At 65.9% G+C, this 18,859-nt stretch carries 16 protein-coding genes and 1 pseudogene; 8 read left to right on the forward strand and 9 right to left on the reverse strand.

What is annotated here, in order from left to right; all coding sequences use genetic code 11:
• Nucleotides 1-13 precede the first annotated feature (13 nt).
• The 4 genes and pseudogenes from IPM60_05845 to IPM60_05860 all read right to left on the reverse strand — a co-directional run bounded on the left by IPM60_05845 (nt 14) and on the right by IPM60_05860 (nt 3,841).
• Entirely contained in the window at nt 14-928 is a 915-nt protein-coding gene (locus IPM60_05845; protein ID MBK8907422.1) for a GDP-L-fucose synthase, read from the reverse strand.
• 117 nt (nt 929-1,045) lie between these two features.
• Nucleotides 1,046-2,124: pseudogene (gmd, locus tag IPM60_05850) on the reverse strand (GDP-mannose 4,6-dehydratase).
• Nucleotides 2,125-2,237: 113 nt separating this feature from the next.
• Complete coding sequence (locus IPM60_05855; GenBank protein MBK8907423.1) at nt 2,238-2,552, reverse strand: hypothetical protein; 315 nt, start codon at nt 2,550-2,552, stop codon at nt 2,238-2,240.
• Between the two features lie 509 nt (nt 2,553-3,061).
• Nucleotides 3,062-3,841, reverse strand: coding sequence for a hypothetical protein (locus IPM60_05860; GenBank protein ID MBK8907424.1), 780 nt, complete (start codon nt 3,839-3,841; stop codon nt 3,062-3,064).
• A gap of 858 nt (nt 3,842-4,699) precedes the next feature.
• On the opposite strand from IPM60_05860, the gene IPM60_05865 reads away from it, so the two are divergent.
• Both IPM60_05865 and IPM60_05870 read left to right on the forward strand, forming a co-directional pair.
• The gene (locus IPM60_05865; GenBank protein MBK8907425.1) at nt 4,700-5,482 is read left to right on the forward strand and encodes an enoyl-CoA hydratase/isomerase family protein; all 783 of its coding nucleotides are present in this window, start codon (nt 4,700-4,702) and stop codon (nt 5,480-5,482) included.
• A 2-nt stretch (nt 5,483-5,484) separates the two neighbouring features.
• Nucleotides 5,485-7,641, forward strand: coding sequence for an acetate--CoA ligase family protein (locus IPM60_05870; GenBank protein MBK8907426.1), 2,157 nt, complete (start codon nt 5,485-5,487; stop codon nt 7,639-7,641).
• Between the two features lie 47 nt (nt 7,642-7,688).
• Here IPM60_05870 and IPM60_05875 read toward each other — a convergent pair whose 3' ends face one another.
• The 4 genes from IPM60_05875 to IPM60_05890 form a co-directional block, all read right to left on the reverse strand.
• Nucleotides 7,689-8,099, reverse strand: coding sequence for a metallopeptidase family protein (locus tag IPM60_05875; GenBank protein ID MBK8907427.1), 411 nt, complete (start codon nt 8,097-8,099; stop codon nt 7,689-7,691).
• 84 nt (nt 8,100-8,183) lie between these two features.
• Entirely contained in the window at nt 8,184-8,906 is a 723-nt protein-coding gene (gene phbB, locus IPM60_05880; GenBank protein MBK8907428.1) for an acetoacetyl-CoA reductase, read from the reverse strand.
• A 371-nt stretch (nt 8,907-9,277) separates the two neighbouring features.
• Nucleotides 9,278-9,694 (reverse strand): hypothetical protein, encoded by a 417-nt coding sequence (locus tag IPM60_05885; GenBank protein MBK8907429.1) that lies wholly within the window; start codon nt 9,692-9,694, stop codon nt 9,278-9,280.
• A gap of 94 nt (nt 9,695-9,788) precedes the next feature.
• Nucleotides 9,789-9,932: a hypothetical protein gene (locus tag IPM60_05890; protein MBK8907430.1), complete on the reverse strand. Its 144-nt coding sequence runs from the start codon at nt 9,930-9,932 to the stop codon at nt 9,789-9,791.
• Nucleotides 9,933-10,279: 347 nt separating this feature from the next.
• On the opposite strand from IPM60_05890, the gene IPM60_05895 reads away from it, so the two are divergent.
• From IPM60_05895 to dnaE, 3 genes are all read left to right on the forward strand, one after another.
• Nucleotides 10,280-11,062: a phosphodiesterase gene (locus IPM60_05895; protein MBK8907431.1), complete on the forward strand. Its 783-nt coding sequence runs from the start codon at nt 10,280-10,282 to the stop codon at nt 11,060-11,062.
• A 113-nt stretch (nt 11,063-11,175) separates the two neighbouring features.
• Nucleotides 11,176-11,826, forward strand: coding sequence for an MBL fold metallo-hydrolase (locus IPM60_05900; protein MBK8907432.1), 651 nt, complete (start codon nt 11,176-11,178; stop codon nt 11,824-11,826).
• Nucleotides 11,827-11,963: 137 nt separating this feature from the next.
• Nucleotides 11,964-15,518 carry a DNA polymerase III subunit alpha gene (gene dnaE, locus IPM60_05905; GenBank protein ID MBK8907433.1) on the forward strand — a complete coding sequence of 1,185 codons (3,555 nt, stop codon included), beginning with the start codon at nt 11,964-11,966 and terminating at the stop codon, nt 15,516-15,518.
• A 110-nt stretch (nt 15,519-15,628) separates the two neighbouring features.
• Here the strand turns inward: dnaE and IPM60_05910 are convergent, their stop codons facing one another.
• Nucleotides 15,629-15,817 (reverse strand): DUF3008 family protein, encoded by a 189-nt coding sequence (locus tag IPM60_05910; GenBank protein MBK8907434.1) that lies wholly within the window; start codon nt 15,815-15,817, stop codon nt 15,629-15,631.
• A gap of 315 nt (nt 15,818-16,132) precedes the next feature.
• On the opposite strand from IPM60_05910, the gene rpsB reads away from it, so the two are divergent.
• The 3 genes from rpsB (at nt 16,133) to IPM60_05925 (ending at nt 18,795) form a co-directional block, all read left to right on the forward strand.
• Entirely contained in the window at nt 16,133-17,008 is an 876-nt protein-coding gene (rpsB, locus tag IPM60_05915) for a 30S ribosomal protein S2 (GenBank protein ID MBK8907435.1), read from the forward strand.
• A gap of 71 nt (nt 17,009-17,079) precedes the next feature.
• The gene (locus IPM60_05920; GenBank protein MBK8907436.1) at nt 17,080-18,006 is read left to right on the forward strand and encodes an elongation factor Ts; all 927 of its coding nucleotides are present in this window, start codon (nt 17,080-17,082) and stop codon (nt 18,004-18,006) included.
• Nucleotides 18,007-18,039: 33 nt separating this feature from the next.
• Nucleotides 18,040-18,795, forward strand: a complete 756-nt coding sequence (locus IPM60_05925; GenBank protein ID MBK8907437.1) for a UMP kinase — start codon at nt 18,040-18,042, stop codon at nt 18,793-18,795.
• Nucleotides 18,796-18,859: the final 64 nt, after the last annotated feature.

Raw genomic sequence — 18,859 nt, forward strand, 5'->3', positions numbered from 1 at the left:
CCGGCTCGCGCGTCTACGCCTTCGCCGCGTGCTCCAGGTTCCACCGGTACGTGTTCTCCACGAACCACCGGTACGTCCCCTCCAGCCCCTCCCGCAGGCCGATCGTCGGGCGCCAGCCGAGGGACTTGATCCTGTCGGCGGCCATCAGCTTGCGGGGCGTGCCGTCGGGCTTCGACGGGTCGGTGACGATGTCGCCCGTGAAGCCGACCACGTCGGCCACCAGCCGCGCCAGCTCCAGGATCGTCACGTCCTCGCCGGAGCCGATGTTGACGTGCTCCGCGTCCGAGTACACCCGCATCAGGTGCACCAGCGCGTCGGCGCAGTCGTCCACGTGCAGGAACTCGCGCCGCGGCGCGCCTGTCCCCCAGATCACCAGCGTGCGGTCGCCGCGGATCTTCGCGTCGTGCGCCTTCCTGATCAGCGCCGGCAGCACGTGGCTGGTCGCGAGGTCGAAATTGTCGCCGGGGCCGTAGAGGTTGGTCGGCATCGCCGCGATGAAATCGCAGCCGTGCTGGCGGCGGTAGGCCTGGCAGAGCTTGATGCCGGCGATCTTGGCGACGGCGTACCACTCGTTGGTCGGCTCCAGCGGCCCGGTCAGCAGCGCCGCCTCGGGGATCGGCTGCGGCGCGAACTTGGGGTAGATGCAGGATGAGCCGAGGAACAGCAGCTTCTCGACCCCCGCCTTCCAGGCGGCATGGACGATGTTGGCCTCGATCATCAGGTTGACGTAGAGGAAGTCCGCCGGGAAGGTGTCGTTGGCGAGGATGCCGCCCACCTTCGCCGCCGCCACGAAGACAGCCTCCGGCCGCGCCTCGGCCATCCACCCCTCCACCTGGTCCTGGCGCACCAGGTCGACCGTCTCGCGGCCGGCCGTCAGGATCTCGCACCCCTCCCGCTCCAGCCGCCGCAGCAGCGCCGCGCCGACCATGCCGCGATGGCCCGCGACCCAGACGCGCTTGCCCGCGAGGTCGTAGCGGCCGTTCGTCACGTTCCTGCTCGCTTCCCGATCACGACGATTTTACGCGCCCGCCCGGTCACGGCGATCCTACTCGCCCGCCCGGTCACGGCGATCGCGCTCGTTCGCGACCGCTTTGAGGTCGCACGTCACCATCTCCGCCACCAGGTCCGGGAACGGGGTTTGGTGTTGCCAGCCGAGCCGCTCCCGCGCCTTGCTCGGATCCCCCAGCAATTGCTCCACCTCGGTCGGGCGGAAGTAGCGCGGGTCGATCTTCACCAGGATGTCGCCGGGTCGGCATCGAAGCCGATCTCGTTCTCGTCGCGGCCGCGCCACCCGATCGTCCGGTTGACCTGTTGGAAGGCGAGCTCGACGAACTCCCGCACCGAGTGCATCTCGCCGGTGGCGAGCACGTAGTCGTCGGGCTCCCGCTGCTGCAGGATCCGCCACATGCCGTCCACGTAGTCCTTGGCGTGCCCCCAGTCGCGCTGGGCGTCGAGGTTGCCGAGGTAGAGGTGCTTCTGGAGGCCGAGTTCGATGGCGGCGACGGCGCGGGTGATCTTGCGCGTGACGAACGTCTCGCCGCGGGTCGGGCCCTCGTGGTTGAACAGGATGCCGTTGGAGGCGTGGAAGCCGTACGCCTCGCGGTAGTTGACGGTGATCCAGTACGCATAGAGCTTGGCGGCGGCGTAGGGCGAGCGCGGGTAGAACGGCGTCGTCTCCCGTTGCGGCACTTCCTGCACCTTTCCGTACAGCTCCGAAGTGGAAGCCTGATAGAATCGCACCCGGTCCTTCATGCCGAGAATCCTGATGGCCTCGAGCAGGCGCAGCGTGCCGAGCGCATCTGCATTGGCGGTGTACTCGGGCGTCTCGAAGCTCACCTGCACGTGGCTCTGGGCGGCGAGGTTGTAGATCTCCGTGGGCTGCGCCTCCTGCACCAGCCGGATCAGGTTGGTGGCGTCGGTGAGGTCGCCGTAATGCATGAAGAAACGCGTGGGGTCATCGTGCGGATCGACGTAAAAGCCGTCGACCCGGGCGGTGTTGAACGACGACGACCGCCGCTTGACGCCGTGCACCGTGTAGCCCTTGTCGAGCAGCAGCTTCGCCAGGTACGCCCCGTCCTGTCCGGTAACGCCGGTGATCAGCGCAACGTTCGTAGACTCAAGAATCTGCTAGCCCCCCATTGCATGTTGCTCAGGCGAATGGCTTCGCACTTGCCCGCGCGCAGGCATGATAGCCGCCGCCGACGGCCCGCGCGAGCGCTATTTTTCCCCGTCTCGCGCTACCCGTTGACGGCGCGGAGGCGCGACGCCACGTGCGCCGGGGGCTTGAGGGTGCGGAACGGCAGCACGGTGATCTCCGGCATGCGGGTCGGGAAACGGCGATAGCCGGCGACCACCAGATCGGTCGCCTCCAGAGTGATGTCTTCGACGACGCGAAACGCCCAGATCACGTCGCCGACCTCCACCTGGCCCGCGGCCATCCGCCAGTAATCCGTTTGCATCAAGTCCTCGAGCGCGTCGGAGGTTACGTACTCCCACAGCCGGCGATGGGCGAACGTCTCGAGCGGGCGCAGGGACATCGGCGAAAACGACATGATACCTCCTTGGACCTTTGAACCGGACGACGAGGCGCCGACCGGTGGCGACATCTGAGCCAGGATGAATTCCTGGCGTAGAAAATGTACCTGATTTGTTCCAGATCAAGGGAATTCTTGCCGACGATCGTCGATTTTCTGCGCGCCTGCGCTCGCGCCGCCGGGAGGGCCGCGTCCTTGACCGGCCGGCGCCGGGGACCTATGTGCCTTGAATTGCTCTGCCCGGTAGGGCGGGTCAGCAAAGCGTGACCCGCCGCACCGCTCGACCCCGTTTACGCATACATCCGCATACATCCGCATACATCCGCATACATTCTCGACGTCGAAACGGACACATTTCCATTATTCGCAATGCCTTGACCCCGAAACGCACGACTCGAACCGACACAAACCGCGGAAAACCATTCCGGAATGGCGATTGCGAGCATGTTCCATGAACAAACTCGCAATCGCGTCGTCTTTCAATGGTATTCGCGAGCCCGGCTGAAGTATAAGGTCAGATCCGCCAACTAGAAGCTGGCCTGAAGGTAGCCTATGACACGCGCTTCGCAGAACTCCGTTCCGCCGAAGCAGTCGTTGTCGGAGAGATCGGTGTCGACGTAGCTGACGCCGAGCGTCAGCATCTTGTAGGTCATCGCCGCGCCTAGAGACCACGTCCAGTAGTCAGGGGTTCCGAAGACGTCGTTGTCCTGGATCCACTGGCGGCCGAGCCCAGCGGCGACATCAAGCCCCAAGCCATATTTGGTCATGCTGTCCGGCAACGGGATGCCGACTGTCGTCGTCGCCTGCAGGTAGTGGGCGCTGCCGGACGACGCAAAGTAATCAGGGGAGTAGTTGTAGCCCAGGCCGACCTCTATAGTGTCGGTGATGGCGCGGCTGACGCCGGCGGTCAGCTCGAAGAAGTCGTAGTTCAGCGAATCGGAAGCGCCGGGATAGAGGTAGCCGATGACGCCCCCGTGCCAGTCCAGGCCCATGGCGCTGCCGGACAGGCCGCCGTACAGGTCGAGTTCCAGCGAGGCTTCGTCGCCGTCGTTGAAGTCGACATTCGATCCCCAGACGCCGAGATACAGCGCGGTTTCTTTGAAACCGGTATCGAGTTCGTAGTCGATCCCTCCCTGTAGTGCCAGATTGTCGTCAGACTGCGAAATCCCGCGAAACTGATAGTCGCTGAAGATGCCGACGTTGGCGCTGAACTCGCCCGGGATGCCGGCGTCCTGAGCGACGACCGGAACCGAGACGAGGCCGAGCAATGCTGCGCCCACAAATGGGGCGGACTTGAGAGTTTTCATGGGGGGTGGTCCTCTTATTGGTCTTGGATTTCGATGTTGGTGTGTCACCTCGCGCCACTGGAAGCAGGATGCGTGCCACTCCCGGCCGGGCCTGTTGATGTCCTCAGCGGCCGCGCGAACCGGGGCGCCAGCACACGAAATCAATGACTTGAACCGGAAGTGTGGATTGCGCCGGCGCCGGGGCCTGCGCAGCCGATGCACGGACTGCCTGTTTTTACGTCACCAAAACGCAATGCCTTGGAATGCGTCAATCACCGGCGCGTCACAACGCCGGGGGCGCCCGGGTTGTGCACAAGCCCATGTTTGTGAGACTGTTCCCGGCCGGCCGCACGGAACGCACGGCAGTACGGCAGAGACGGTGACCGCACCTGCAATAACACAACGCTGTCAAGGCGTTACGGAGTTGCCCAAGAATGAGGCAGACCGCAGAAGCCTCAGGGATGCTTGTCTTTTTTTCGTCACACTGGAATTTGCCAACAGGCTTATCCCCAGCGTCCGTGGATGATCTTCTATGCTCCGGTCATATTGGCGGCAGACCGGGGAGCGCGCCACGTCGGCCGCAACCGAAAAGCCACGGAAAGGCAGCCGATGAACAGGGTTCCGGCGCGCTCGTTGTCCGACCAGTGCACGAGCGGGAAGCCATAGGCGCGCATGTGCGCGGCGCGATAATCTTTCCAAACGAGCGTCGGGCGGTGGCGCCAGTCGATGCGGCGCAAGGCTCTGCACACGGCCTGCATTCTCGCTTTTTCCTCGTGGTGGTTCCGGTTCTGTCTGGGTGTTTTAGGCGAAAATCCTTTGCAACAAGTGAACGCCCGGCAACAATCGGCGGGCCAAGAGGGAGGGAAGGACACGATCATGCTGTCCTACGAGACGGTGCTTTGCAGCAGCGGCGACGGCGTCGCCGAAATCCGCCTCAACCGGCCGGAGCGGCTCAACGCTGTGATCGAGCAGCTTTATGACGAGGTGCTCGCCGCTCTCGACGCCGCCGAATCGGACCCGGAAGTGCGGGTGGTGGTGCTGACGGGCGCGGGCAGGGCGTTCTGCGTCGGCGCCGACCTCAAGGCCCATGCCGCCGCGCACCGCAGCGATATCCAGAAACGCCAATACCTTATCAAGGCCAACGCCGTCTGCCGGCGGATCCGCGCGCTCGCCAAGCCGGTGATCGCCGCCGTCAACGGCTACGCTTTGGGCGCCGGGGCGGAAATGGCGGTGGCGGCGGATTTCATGCTGATCAAGGAGCAGGCCCGCATCGGCTTCCCGGAGGTCGGCATCGGCACCTTTCTCGGCGGCGGCGTCACCCACGTGCTGCCGCGGCTGGTCGGCCTCGCCAAGGCGCGCGAGCTGATCTTTACCGGCGTCCGCGTCGACGGCCGCGAGGCCGCAGCCATGGGCCTAGCCACACGGGCGTTGCCCGACGACCAGTTCGAAGCCGGCGTGCGCGCCTTTGCCGCCGAGATCGCCGCCAAGGCGCCGCTCTCCATGGCTCTCGCGAAACAGCACCTCAACGCCGGGACGCGGGACTACGACACGGCATTGGTCACCGAACTGGAAGGCATCCTCGCCTGCATGATGACCCGCGACTGGCAGGAAGGCATCGACGCCTTCGCCGAAAAACGCGCGCCACGGTTCAGGGGGGAGTAGGGATGACCCGCGGCGCCCTAAATTTCCTCGCTCCCCGCTCGATCGCCGTCATCGGCGCCTCCAGGGATCCGACCAAGCGCGGCTACCAGGCGCTCCGCTATTTGATCGCCGACAACTTCCCGGGCGGCATCTTCCCCATCCATCCGAAGGAGCCGGAAATCCTTGGTATCCCGGCGTATCCGTCCGTCGCAGCGGTGCCGGAGCCCATCGATCTCGCCCTGGTGTGCACACCGGCGCGCACCCTGCCGGCGCTGATGGAAGATCTGGGCGCCAAGGGCGTGCGGGGCGCCATCGTCGTTGCTGGCGGCTTCGCCGAGGCGGGAGACGAAGGCGCCCGCATCCAGGCGGAGATGCTCGCCGCCGCCCGCAGACACGGGGTGCGCATCATCGGCCCCAACACGTCCGGCGTCTTCAATCTGCCTTGCCGCATGAACCTGGTCGGCATGCCGGACGTCAGGCCCGGCGGGCTCGGCATCGTCTCCCAGTCCGGCAACATGGCGCTCTCGATCGTCACCGAGGCCACCGCCGGCGGGCATCTTGGCTTCTCCACCTACGTCGGCGTCGGCAATCAGGTCGACGTCCGCTTCAACGAATACCTGCGTTACCTGGGCGACGACCCGGCAACCGACGTGGCGATCCTCTACGTGGAGGGCTTCCGGCACGGCCGCACCTTCCTTGAAGTCGCCCGCGACGTGACGCAGCGGAAGCCGGTCGTGGTCTACAAGTCGGGCCGCAGCGAAGCCGGTCAGGCATCCGCGCGGTCGCACACCGGCGCCATGGCGGGCAGCTACGCGATGACCGCCGATCTGCTGCGCCAGGCCGGGATCACGGTGGCGGCCCAGGCCGACCACGTGGTGCCGCTGGCAGAGTCGCTGAGCCTTCTGCCGCCGCCGGCGTCCAACCGCGTCGCCATCCTTGCCGACGGCGGTGGCCACGCCACCATTGCCGCCGACGCCATGGTCGAGGCCGGCATCGCCATGCCGCCGCTCTCCAACGATACCCGCGCCAGGCTGGCGGCGCTGCTGCCGCCGGCGGCGTCGCTGGTCAATCCGGTCGACGTCGCTGGCGGCACCGATAGCAATCCCGGCGTGTTCGCGGACTGCGCCGCCGCCATACTGGAAGACCCCAGCATCGACGCGCTGCTGATCGTGGGGCTATTCGGCGGCTACAAGCTGCGGTTCGCCGCCAGCCTCGGGCCGATCGAGAACGAGACCGCGATCCGCCTCGGCGCGCTGCTCCGCCGCTTCGGCAAGCCGATTCTCCTGCAGAGCCTCTACGCTCCGGTCAAACCCGAGGCGTTGCAGATCCTGCGCGGCGCCGGCGTGCCTGTGCACCACTCGGTCGAGACCGCCGTCACATGCCTCGCCGGCCTGATCGATCGTGGCGCGGCCCGCCGCCGCAACGCCGCAGAAGCGCCGCCGGCAAAGGCTGAGCCGCCCGCCGATGCGGCGGCGATCATCGTCCGGTGCCGCGACGCAGGTCGGCGCTCGCTGCTGGAGCCGGAAGCGATCGACCTGCTGACCCTGCACGGCATCGCTACGCCGCCCTATGTCCTCGCCCGCAGCGAGGATGACCTGGCGGCGGCGACTGCCGCGTTCGGCGCGCAGCCAAAGGCAATGAAGATCGTTTCGCCGGACATCCTCCACAAGACCGAGGCCGGCGGCGTGCGATTGACGTTGCGGCACGAGGACACCCTGCGCGAAGCCTTCCGCGATATCGTCGACGCCTCTCGCCGCTACAAGCCCGACGCCCGCGTCACGGGCGTGCTCGTCACGCCGATGGCTGCGCCTGGAATAGAAGTGATCATCGGCGTCACCGACGATCCAATCTTCGGTCCCGTCATGATGTTTGGCCTCGGCGGGACCTTCGTCGAGGTGCTGAAGGACGTCACGTTCCGGGCCATCCCGCTTACCCCCGCCGACGCCGCGGAAATGCTCGACGGCATCCAGGCGAAGCGCATCCTGGACGGCGTCCGCGGCGCTCCCCCGGTCGACCGCGCCGCACTGGTCGACCTGATGGTCAAGATCTCGTCGCTGATCCAGTCCCACCCCGAGATCGCCGAACTCGACCTCAACCCCGTGTTCGCCCATCCTGCCGGCCTTACCATCGCCGACACCCGGATCATCCTGCGCGATCAGGGGAACGGCGTGCAGGGTTGAACGCGCGGCCGCATCCTGCGCCCGCATCCCGAGTGGCAGGCAGCCGCTCACTCCTCGTCCTCGATGCGCTCCATGTCGTCGTCGGAGAGGCCGAAGTGGTGGCCGATCTCGTGGATCAGGACGTGGCGAACGATGTGCTCCAGATTCTCACCGGTGTCGCGCTGGTAGGCGAGGATCGGCCTGCGGTAGAGAAAGATCATGTCCACGTCGCGCGGCGGATCGGAGACGCTTCGGCGGTCGAGCGACACGCCCGAGTAGAGACCGAGCAGGTCGAACGGGCTTTCGAGCCCCATCTCCTGACGGATCTCGGGGTCCGGGAAGTCCTCGACGCGAATGAGAACCCCGTCGGTGTAGCGGCGGAACGGCTCCGGGATCGTTTCCAGCGCTTCCGCCGCCATGGCCTCCATGTCGCGGACGCTCGGCGTCAGGCTTGGCAGGGTGGAGCGCGTGCGGATCATGCTTCTTAAATGGGAGAGGGCGCGAAAAAGGCCACCGCGCATCGCGATGGCCTCTTCGCGCAACCGCGCGGTTGCGGTTCACGCCTAGTACATGAACTGGCCGCCGTTGACCGACAGGGTCTCGCCGGTGATCCATTCGGCGTCATCGGAGGCGAGGAACGAAACCGCCTTGGCGATGTCCTCAGGCTGGCCGATGCGCGCCATGGGGATTTTCTTGACCTCGCCGTCCAGGATCTCCTTCGGCATCGACGCGGTCATCTCGGTAAGGATGAACCCGGGGCAGATGGTGTTGGCGGTGACGCCGCCGCGCGCGACCTCCAGGGCAACGGAGCGCGTGAAGCCGATTACGCCGGCTTTCGATGCCGAATAGTTGCTTTGGCCGAATTGGCCGCGCTGGCCGTTCATGGAGCTGATATTGATGATCCGCCCCCAGCCGCGCTCGACCATGCCGCCGGCGCAGACGTTGCAGGTGTTGAACACGCCGCCGAGGTTGACCGCGATCACCGGATCCCAGTTCTTGTCGCGGGTGAACTTGACCATGCGACCGTCGCGGGTGATGCCGGCGTTGTTGACGAGGATGTCGATGGGACCGACCTCTTCTTCGATCTTCTTGACGCCCGCTTTCACCGACTCGTGGTCGGCGACGTTGATGTTGTAACCGGGAATGCCCGTCTCCTCGGTGAACGACTTGAGCTGTTCCTCGACCACGTCGCAGACGACGACGGTGTGGCCCACGTCCTTGAGCCGCTTGGCGATGGCCGCCCCGATGCCGCGAGTGCCTCCGGTTACCAGTGCCACACGTGCCATAGATCCCTCCTCCAAAAGTTGATTTAGAAATAGTCCCTCGTCCGCAATGCCATAAGCGCCGGCGAAACGTGCTTCTCGAGGCCCGGACCCAGGACCATGCAAGCATCAAAAGCCTGCAGTTCCAGCCCGAACGGCCGTCCGCGACGTTTTAGTGCCCGTCTCGCCGCTTGGCAAGGAAACCACCCGCCGCAGTGCGCCGGGGCGACCAGCGAGGCGCAAGACCCAGCTCATCTTGCGGGTCGGTGCGCGCCCGGCTTATCCTGCAGATCGATCTGCGCCGAGGCTGCCGGCGATGCTCGACCTCTCTATCTCTATGGCGGACGCTGCTCAATGATCGTCATCTCTATGGCGGACGCTGCCGCCGCCCGGTCTCACTGGATCGACAGGTCGATGCGGAAGCCGGAGGTCTTTCCGGTGTCGGCGTCGTTGCCCATCTGGTAAACGCGGATGGTGTAGTCGCCGTCCGAGGGCAGCGGTACCGTGGTGCTGTTGCCGTTGATCGAGCTGTTGTAGATCGCCTCGCCCGACGATCCCGGCGGTAGGATGTTGAAATAGACCGAACCGGTGCCGTTAGTTCCGTCCACGGTCAATTCGACAAACAACTCCTGCCCGGCCTTTGCGCTCAGCATGTAGTCGACGAAATCGTCGGCTTCGATGGTGCCGTTGACCATCGTTCCGAAATTGCCGGGCTCGAATTTCACGACGGATTTCATTTGCGCAAGGGCCGGCGAGGCAAGCGGGGCTGCCAAGGCGAGGACAAGCGCGAGGATAGAGAGGGTGCGGTTCATGCTCTGGGCTTTCGAGGATGGGGTCAAGGTTCAGATGGGGTGTCCGGGTCCAGACGTCTGCGCCGGACCGTTCGGGCCCGGCGCAGCGGTCGGCTTACTCGGCGATTGCCAGAACGAAATCGCTCCAGCGGAAGATGCCGCCAGCGGCGGCATCGGTAAACTCCACTTCCTCGGGGCCATGCATCCAGTTAGACTGACCGCGCTTGCCGGCGAACAGGAACGGCGCGCTGTCGCCCATCTGGACTTCGAAGATCGTGTTGCTGCCGCTTTGGGACTGCTTAACCGTACACGTCCCCTCTTACAGTGCGACGCCTTCGGCGGTATTCGTGAGCTTGCAGGTCGCGGATTCGGAGAAACTCTGCGCCGACGCGCCGCTGGACAGCAGGAGGCCGAGTGCCAGGGCGGTCAGTGTCTTGTAGAGCATAGTACTTCCTTGTGTTGTGAGTGGGTGCGCGAATCGGATCGTTCCACCAGTCGGCATGGCGGCTGATCAGTACCCCGTGCCGCGTATCGTGTAAATCCATCGTCGCGGTCGTTTGCCCACGTGGCTACTCAACGCTGACCTTGCCGTCGGGCATTACCTCAATGATCGTCGTTCAGATCACGGACACTCACATCACTGCCCCCGGCCGGCGCATCGCCGGCGGCATCGACACGGCGCCGGCGTTGACGCGCTGCGTCGATGCCGTCAACGCCCTCGATCCGCAGCCGGACGTGGTCGTCATGAGCGGCGACCTCGTCGACAGCGGCCGGCGCGAGGACTACGAGCATTTGCGCCGATTGCTGGCGCCGCTGCGGGCGCCGGTCCATCTGCTTCCCGGCAACCACGACAAGCGGGAGCCGCTGTGCGAGGTGTTCGGCGATCTCGCCTATCTGCCGGCTGCGGGGCCGCTCGACCACGTCGTCGACGACTTCCCGCTGCGCCTGGTCTGCATGGACACCAGCGTGCCAGGTGCGGTGCACGGCGAACTCGACCGGGAGGCATTGCAGTGGCTTGATCGGTGTCTCGGCAATGCCGCCACGCGGCCGACCATGGTGTTTCTGCACCACCCGCCGTTCGCAACGGGCATTGCCGCGATGGACGACAGCCGCTTGCGCAACTCGGACGACCTTGCCGAGGTTCTCGGCCGCCATCCGCAGGTTTTGCATGTGGCCTGTGGTCACGTCCATCGGGCGATCCACACGCGCTGGCACGGCATCCCGGCCAGCATCGCCCCCAGCCCGTCGCACGCCGTCGCCCTCGATCTGCGCGCCGCCGCCGATCCCGCCGTGCTCCTCGAACCCGGAGCGTTCCACGTCCACGTCTGGCATCCGGATCCGGGGCCGTGGGGCGCCATCGTCACCCACATTGCCTATAGCGGTTCCTGAGGGCACAGGGAGAGGCGCGGAAGCCTTGGCTTCGTGAGGGCGGGGCCGGTAGGATGCGCGCGCTTGTGCCGGTCTCGCGCCACTGGCCCATCTCCTGAAAAGAGGTCATTTCGATGAAGTACGCCGTAATCCCGGTCACCCCATTCGTTCAGAATTGCTCGCTGGTCTGGTGCCCGGAGACGATGAAGGGGGCCGTCGTCGATCCCGGCGGCGACATCGACCGCATCCTTGCAGCGGTGTCCGACAAGGGCGTCACGATAGAAAAGATCCTGCTGACCCATGGCCATCTCGACCATGCCGGCGGCACCGCCGACTTGGCGGAACGCAAGGGGGTGCCGATCGAGGGACCGCATGTGGACGACAAGTTCTGGATCGACGGCATGGCGCAGCAGGCGATGATGTTCGGCGTTCGCGGCGCACGCTCGTTCACGCCCGACCGCTGGCTGACGGCGGGCGAAACGGTCGGCTTCGGCAAGATCACGCTCGAGGTGCGCCACTGCCCCGGCCATACCCCCGGGCACGTGATCTTCTTCCACAAACCGTCCCGGCTCGCCTTGGTCGGCGACGTGCTGTTCGCAGGCTCGATCGGCCGCACCGACTTTCCGAAAGGCGACCACGCCACCCTGATCCGCTCGATCCGCGAGCAGTTGTGGCCGCTCGGCGACGATGTCACTTTCATCTCCGGCCACGGCCCGATCTCGACATTCGGCACCGAGCGCCGCACCAACCCCTTCGTCGCCGACCACGCCGCCACCACGTTCTGACCGCCGCTCCGCCGCCTTCCGCGGCAGTGCGCGCCGCGCCCGCCGCTTGTGGATAAGCTGCACTTTCTTGTTGAGAAAGCCGGGAACTACAACCTCGGGCGGTGACTTGGCGGCCCGGATGTGGAATCCTGCCGCTCATGAACGCGCCATCACGTGAACCCTCCGACGCGGCTCCGGCAGCAACGGCCGCGCCGTTCGTGCATTTGCGTGTGCACACCGCCTATTCCCTGTCCGAAGGCGCGATCCGCGTGGGCGCACTGGCGACGCTGTGCCGGGAGCACCGCATGCCGGCGGTCGCCATCACCGACACCAACAACCTGTTCGGCGGCATGGAGTTCTCGGGCGCTTTGGCCAAGGTCGGCGTCCAGCCCATCATCGGCTGCCTGCTCGGGGTTCAGCGCGAACAGTCCGAGCGCCGCCGCATGCAGGCGCCGCAACGACCGAACGAGGCGTGCGAGTCCGTCGTCCTTCTCGTCCAGAACGCCGCCGGCTACCGGAACCTGTTGAGCCTGCTGGCGATCGCCCATCTCGGCGGGGGTAGCGATGCGGAGGGCGAGGCAGCGCCAGGCGCCGGGCCGGCGGTGCCGCTCGGCGCCCTTGCGGCCTATGGCGGCGGCCTGATCGCGTTGACCGGCGGACCCTCGGGCCCCGTCGGACGGCTGCTCGCTGCCGGCCAGGCCGACGCCGCGGAAGCGGTGCTGCAGCAGCTCAAGGCAGCGTTTCCGAACCGGCTCTATGTGGAGCTCATGCGCCACGGCATGGAAGTGGAGCGCCTGATCGAGCCGGAGCTGATCGCCCTCGCCGAGCGCCACGGCCTGCCGCTGGTCGCCACCAACGACGTGTTCTTCGCCGACCGCGACATGTTCGAGGCACATGACGCGCTCCTCTGTATCGCCCAGGGCTGCCACATCGCCGATCCGGAGCGCAGGCGGCTGACGCCCGAGCATCACTTCAAAAGCGCTGCCGAGATGGCGGAGCTGTTTGCCGACCTGCCCGACGCGGTGGAGAACGCCGGACTGATCGCGCAGCGCTGCGCCTTCATGCTGTCGGTCGTCAAGCCCATCCTGCCGGCCTACGACCCGGGCGCGGCGGAGAGCGAGGAGGATCAGCTTCGTCGCGAGGCGAGGGCGGGGCTGGAGCGTCGGCTGCAGGCCCATGTCTTCGCACCGGCAATGACGGTCGAGGCGCGCGACGCGTCGGCGCGGCCTTATCGGGAGAGGCTCACTTACGAGATCGGGGTGATCTGCGAAATGGGCTTCGCCGGCTACTTCCTCATCGTGGCCGATTTCATCCGCTGGGCGCGGGAGCATGAAATCCCGGTGGGGCCCGGGCGCGGCTCCGGCGCCGGCTCGCTGGTGGCCTGGGCGCTCACCATCACCGACCTCGACCCGCTGCGCTTCGGCCTCCTGTTCGAGCGGTTCCTCAACCCCGAGCGCGTGTCGATGCCGGACTTCGACATCGACTTCTGCCAGGACCGCCGCGACGAGGTCATCCGCCACGTTCAGGAGAAGTACGGCCGCGACCGGGTGGCGCAGATCATCACCTTCGGCAAGCTCCAGGCGCGGGCGGTGTTGCGCGATGTGGGGCGGGTGCTCGGCCTCTCCTACGGTCAGGTCGACCGCATCTGCAAACTGGTGCCCAACAACCCGGCCAACCCGGTGTCCCTTGACCAGGCCATCAACGTCGAGCCGCAACTGCAGACGATGATCGCCGAGGACGAGGCCGTCGCACGCCTGGTCGGCATCGCGCGCAAGCTGGAGGGGCTCTACCGCCACGCCTCCACCCACGCTGCCGGCGTGGTCATCGGCGACCGCCCGCTGCAGGACCTGATCCCGCTCTACCGCGATCCGCGCTCCGACATTCCGGTCACAGGCTTCAACATGAAATGGGTGGAGTGCGCAGGGCTGGTCAAGTTCGACTTCCTCGGCCTCAAGACGCTGACCGTGCTGGAAGGAGCGGTACGTCTGGTCGCGGAGGGGGAGGGCGTACGCCTCGACCTTTCCAACCTGCCGCTCTCCGATGCGAACACATTCGAGATGCTGGGTCGCGGCGACACCGTCGGGGTGTTCCAGCTGGAAAGCGCCGGCATGCAGAACGTGCTGCGGAAGCTCAAGCCGGACACGCTGGAGGACATCATCGCCGTGGTGGCGCTCTACCGCCCCGGCCCGATGGACAACATCGACAGCTACATCGACCGCAAGCACGGCCGCGAGCAGGTCGATTACCTCTACCCGACCCTGGAGCCGATCCTCAAGGAGACCTATGGGATCATCATCTATCAGGAGCAGGTGATGCAGATCGCCCAGGAGCTGGCCGGCTACTCGCTGGGCGCCGCCGACCTGTTGCGCCGGGCGATGGGCAAGAAGATCAAGGCCGAGATGGAGGAGCAGCGCCAGATCTTCGTCTCCGGAGCGGTGGCGCGCGGCGTGCCCCAGCACCGCGCTTCATTCATCTTCGATCTGGTCAACAAGTTCGCCGGCTACGGCTTCAACAAGAGCCACGCGGCGGCATACGCCGTCATCGCCTATCAAACCGCGTACCTCAAGGCCAACCACCCGGTGGCGTTCTTCGCCGCCTCGATGACCCTCGACCTCGATCATCCCGACAAGATCAACGGGTTCCGCCAGCAGCTGGCCCGCACCGGCATCCGCCTGCTGCCGCCGGACATTAACGCCTCGGACGCCACGTTCGCGGTGGAGGCGTGCGCCGAGTCCCTCGACGGCAAGGCGATCCGCTATGGCCTCGCCGCGATCAAGAACGTCGGGGGCGGAGCGATGGGGGCGGTCGTCGAAGACCGCCGGCGCGGCGGTGCGTTTGCCGACCTGGAAGACTTCGCCCGGCGCATGGGTGCATCGCAGATGAACAAGCGCCAACTGGAGAACCTGGTGAGGGCCGGCGCCTTCGACACCCTGGACGGCAACCGCCGCCGCCTGTTCGAGGGGATCGAGGGCTGGCTGCGCGCCGCCGCCGCCATGGAGGACGAGCGCACCAGCGGCCAGCTGGGCCTGTTCGGCGGGCCTGCCGCCGTCGCCGGCAGCCGCCGCCTTCAGTTGCCGGCGGTCGAGGACTGGCCGCCGATGGAGCGCCTCAAACAGGAGTTCGATGCGCTCGGGTTCTATCTCTCAGCCCATCCACTGCACGCCTACGAGCGCGTGTTGCGGCGCCGCAAGGTGGTCGCGTACGGGATGCTGATGCGCGAGGCCAGGGCGGGGCTGGTGGTCCTGGCCGGAACGGTGACTGCGAAGAAGGAGCGGACCTCCGGCCGCGGCAACCGCTTCGCCGTCGTCGAGTTCTCTGATGCGTCCGGTGTGTTCGAGGTGCTGGTGTTCTCGGAACTGCTGGCGACGGCACGGCCTTTGCTCGAAGCCGGGCGATCGTTGCTGATCAAGGCGACGGCGCAGGTAGAGGGGACCGCGATCCGCCTTCAGGCCCAGTCGTTCGAGCCGTTGGAGGACCTGGCGGCGCGGACCCCGTCGCAATTCGCGGTGATCATCGGCTCGCGTCAGCCCCTGGCTTCGATCAAATCCGTTCTCGACGACCACCGCGGCGGCCGCGGCCGGGTCAAGCTCGTCTCCTCGCTCGACGACGGCCGCGAGGTGGAAGTCGCACTCCCCGAAAGCTACGCCGTCGGCCCCGCCGTCCTGCCCGCGCTCCAGCGCATCCCCGGCGTCTACGAAGTGCAGGAGCTTTAGTTCCGGAAGGCCGGATGAAGCGCCGGTCATAAATCCGGGAACACACTGCCATTGGCACGAGCGCCTCCCGGACTGCGTCTCCCTCCTCCCGGAATACGCGCTCTGCGCCGTCAGCTCTTCTTCTTGTGCTCCGGCTTGTTCTTCCTTGGGCCGGAGGCCAGGTCCTTCAACTCACTCTTGCTCATCGAGTCGTGCATGCTCTTCGAGGGCCCCTTCAGGTCGCTCTTGTCCTTGTCTCCCTTCTTGGCTGACAGAGCGACCCCGGCCGCCTTCTGCTGCGCTTTCGACTTTGCGGGCATTGTCACCTCCACCGCAATGCTCAACACGCCGGCCATCCGGCAGCGCGCAAACGCCGATGTCGCGCTAAAGTTCCGGCGACGCGGCGTCATGGCGTGTGCCGGCGCTTGTATTGTACCGGCGGGGACGCTATCAAGGACGCTTACATCACACGCGGGCGTCCGGCCCGGGTCGTGCTCGGCCCGCGGTCGTTCCGGTGTCTTCGCGCTCCTGCCGCAATAGGATCGGGCCATGCAGGATTGGGCCGATAGTGTCCGGGCAGGTGTTCGAGATGATGCTTCGCCCGCGGCGGCTGAACCGGAAAAGGACAGGACACCATGGCACTCCCCACGTTCACCATGCGCCAGCTGCTGGAGTCTGGCGTTCACTTCGGACATACCACCCGCCGCTGGAACCCGGACATGCGGCCCTATCTGTTCGGCGTGCGCAACGGCATCCACATCATCGACCTTGGACAAACGGTGCCGATGCTGCACCGCGCCCTGGTGGCCATCCGCGACGTCGTCGCCGGCGGCGGCCGAGTTCTGTTCGTCGGCACCAAACGGCAGGCCAGCGAGATCCTCGCCGAGTCGGCGACACGATGCGGCCAGTATTATGTCAACCACCGCTGGCTCGGCGGCATGCTGACCAACTGGCGCACCATCTCCCATTCCATCCGCCGGCTGAAGGAGCTTGAGACGCAGGCTGCGGGGGGCATGGCGGGACTGACCAAGAAGGAATTGCTCAACCTGACCCGTGAGCGCGACAAGCTGGAGCGCGCGCTCGGCGGCATCAAGGAGATGGCGGGACTGCCTGATATTCTGTTCATCATCGATACCAACAAGGAAGCCATTGCCGTCGCAGAGGCCAAGAAACTCGGAATTCCGGTCGTCGCGGTCATCGACTCCAACAGCGATCCGAGCAGCATCAACTTCCCCATCCCCGGCAATGATGATGCGCTGCGAGCGGTTAAGCTTTATTGCGAGTTGATGGCCGATGCGGTTCTCGACGGCATTCAGCAGGAAATGACCGCCGCCGGCGTGGATGTCGGTGCGCTCGATAATGTCGAGGAGCCGGGATTGGACGAATTCGCCGATGACGATGACGGCCTGTTCTCGCAATCCGGTGATCAGGGAGATGCGCGGTCACCTGCAGTGGATGCAAGCGCCGAGCTTGAGCCGGAGGCCGACGGCGAACGCGCGCCGGCATCCTGAGATACCTTCTGCGGTCGGGCGGAGCGGTGGTGCAGGCCCGACGTCGACGTGAATTCACCGGAGGATGATTGATGGCTGAAATATCAGCGGCTCGCGTCAAGGAGCTGCGCGAGAAGACCAGCGCCGGCATGATGGACTGCAAGCGCGCCCTGGCCGAAAGCGACGGCGATTTGGAAGCGGCAGTCGATTGGCTGCGCAAGAAGGGGCTGACGGCTGCTTCCAAGAAAGCTGGCCGGGTAGCGGCAGAAGGACTGGTCGGGGTCGCTTTGTCAGGCACCACTGCCGCCATGGTCGAGGTCAACGCGGAGACTGATTTCGTCAGCCGAAATCAGGACTTCCAGGCATTCGTCAAGACGGTGTCGGAAATCGCCTTGGGCAGCAGCGACAGCGTGCAGGCATTGACCAGTGCCGCCTATCCCGCCTCCGGACGCACCGTCGCCGACGAGTTGCTGCACCTGATTGCCACCATCGGCGAGAACATGAACGTGCGGCGAGTGGCAAAGCTCGACGTCGAGCCGGGCATTCTCGGCTCGTACGTTCACAACGTGCAGGCGCCCGGGCTCGGCAAGATCGGCGTGCTGGTGGCGCTGGAGACGGAGGGTAATGCAGCCGCCCTCGACACCTTGGCGAAGCAGATCGCCATGCATGTGGCGGCCACCGCGCCGCAGGCGGTGTCCCGCGATGATCTGGATCCGTCGGTGATCGAGCGGGAGCGCAACATTCTGGCCGAACAGGCGCGGGCCAGCGGCAAGCCGGAGGCGGTCATCGAGAAAATGGTCGAGGGCAGGCTGCGCAAGTTCTACGAGGAAGTGTGCCTCGTCGATCAGGCGTTCGTCATGGACCAGGACAAGACCGTCGGCGAAGTCCTGGACGCGATGGCGAAGGAGGCCGGCACAGCGGTGCGGATAGCGGGCTTCATGCGCTTTGCCCTCGGTGAGGGCATCGACCGCAAGACCTCGGATTTTGCCGATGAGGTCGCCAAGACAGCGCGCCGATGAGCGCGATTCCGGAGGCGGTTCAGGCGTGGCCCAATGATTGAGCAGGACACAACGGGCGCCAGTCCGGTGGCTGAGGGCTCGGGGCCGGCGTATAAGCGCGTCCTGCTGAAATTGTCCGGCGAGGCGCTGATGGGCGCGCGCGGCTACGGCGCCGACATCCATGTCCTCGAACGTGTTGCCGGCGAGATCGGCAGCGTCCGGGAACTCGGGGTGCAGATTGGCCTGGTCATCGGCGGCGGCAACATCTTTCGCGGCCTCTCCGAAGCCGCCAAGGGGATTGAGCGCACCAGCGCCGATCATATCGGAATGCTGGCGACAGTGATGAACGCGCTCGCCCTGCAGAGCGTTCTGGAGCGGCGCGGCATCGACACCCGGGTCATGTCGGCGCTGCCCATTAACCCGGTGTGCGAGCCCTACGCCCGCCGCCGCGCGGTTCGTCACCTGGAGAAGGGGCGGGTGGTCATCTTCGCCGCCGGCACCGGCAACCCGTTCTTCACGACCGACACGGCGGCGGCGTTGCGCGCCGTCGAGGTCGGCTGCGACGTTCTCCTCAAGGGCACCCAGGTGGACGGGGTCTACAGCGCCGATCCGAGGGTCCACCAGGACGCTGAGCGCTATGAGCACCTGACCTACCAGGACGTCCTCACTCGCAACCTTGGCGTGATGGATACGTCGGCGGTCGCGCTGGCACGAGAGAACAAGGTTCCCATTCTTGTTTTTTGCGTTCACAATCCCGGCGCGTTGGCCGATGTCGTGGCCGGCCGCGGCCGGTTCACCATGATCCATTAACCTCCAACAGGCACGATTGGGTGATCGTCAACAGGGGAGACCGTCGTGGACAGGCCGGAAATCG

The organism is Rhodospirillales bacterium, assembly GCA_016710335.1.
Taxonomy (GTDB): Bacteria; Pseudomonadota; Alphaproteobacteria; order Rhodospirillales; family Defluviicoccaceae; genus JADJXQ01.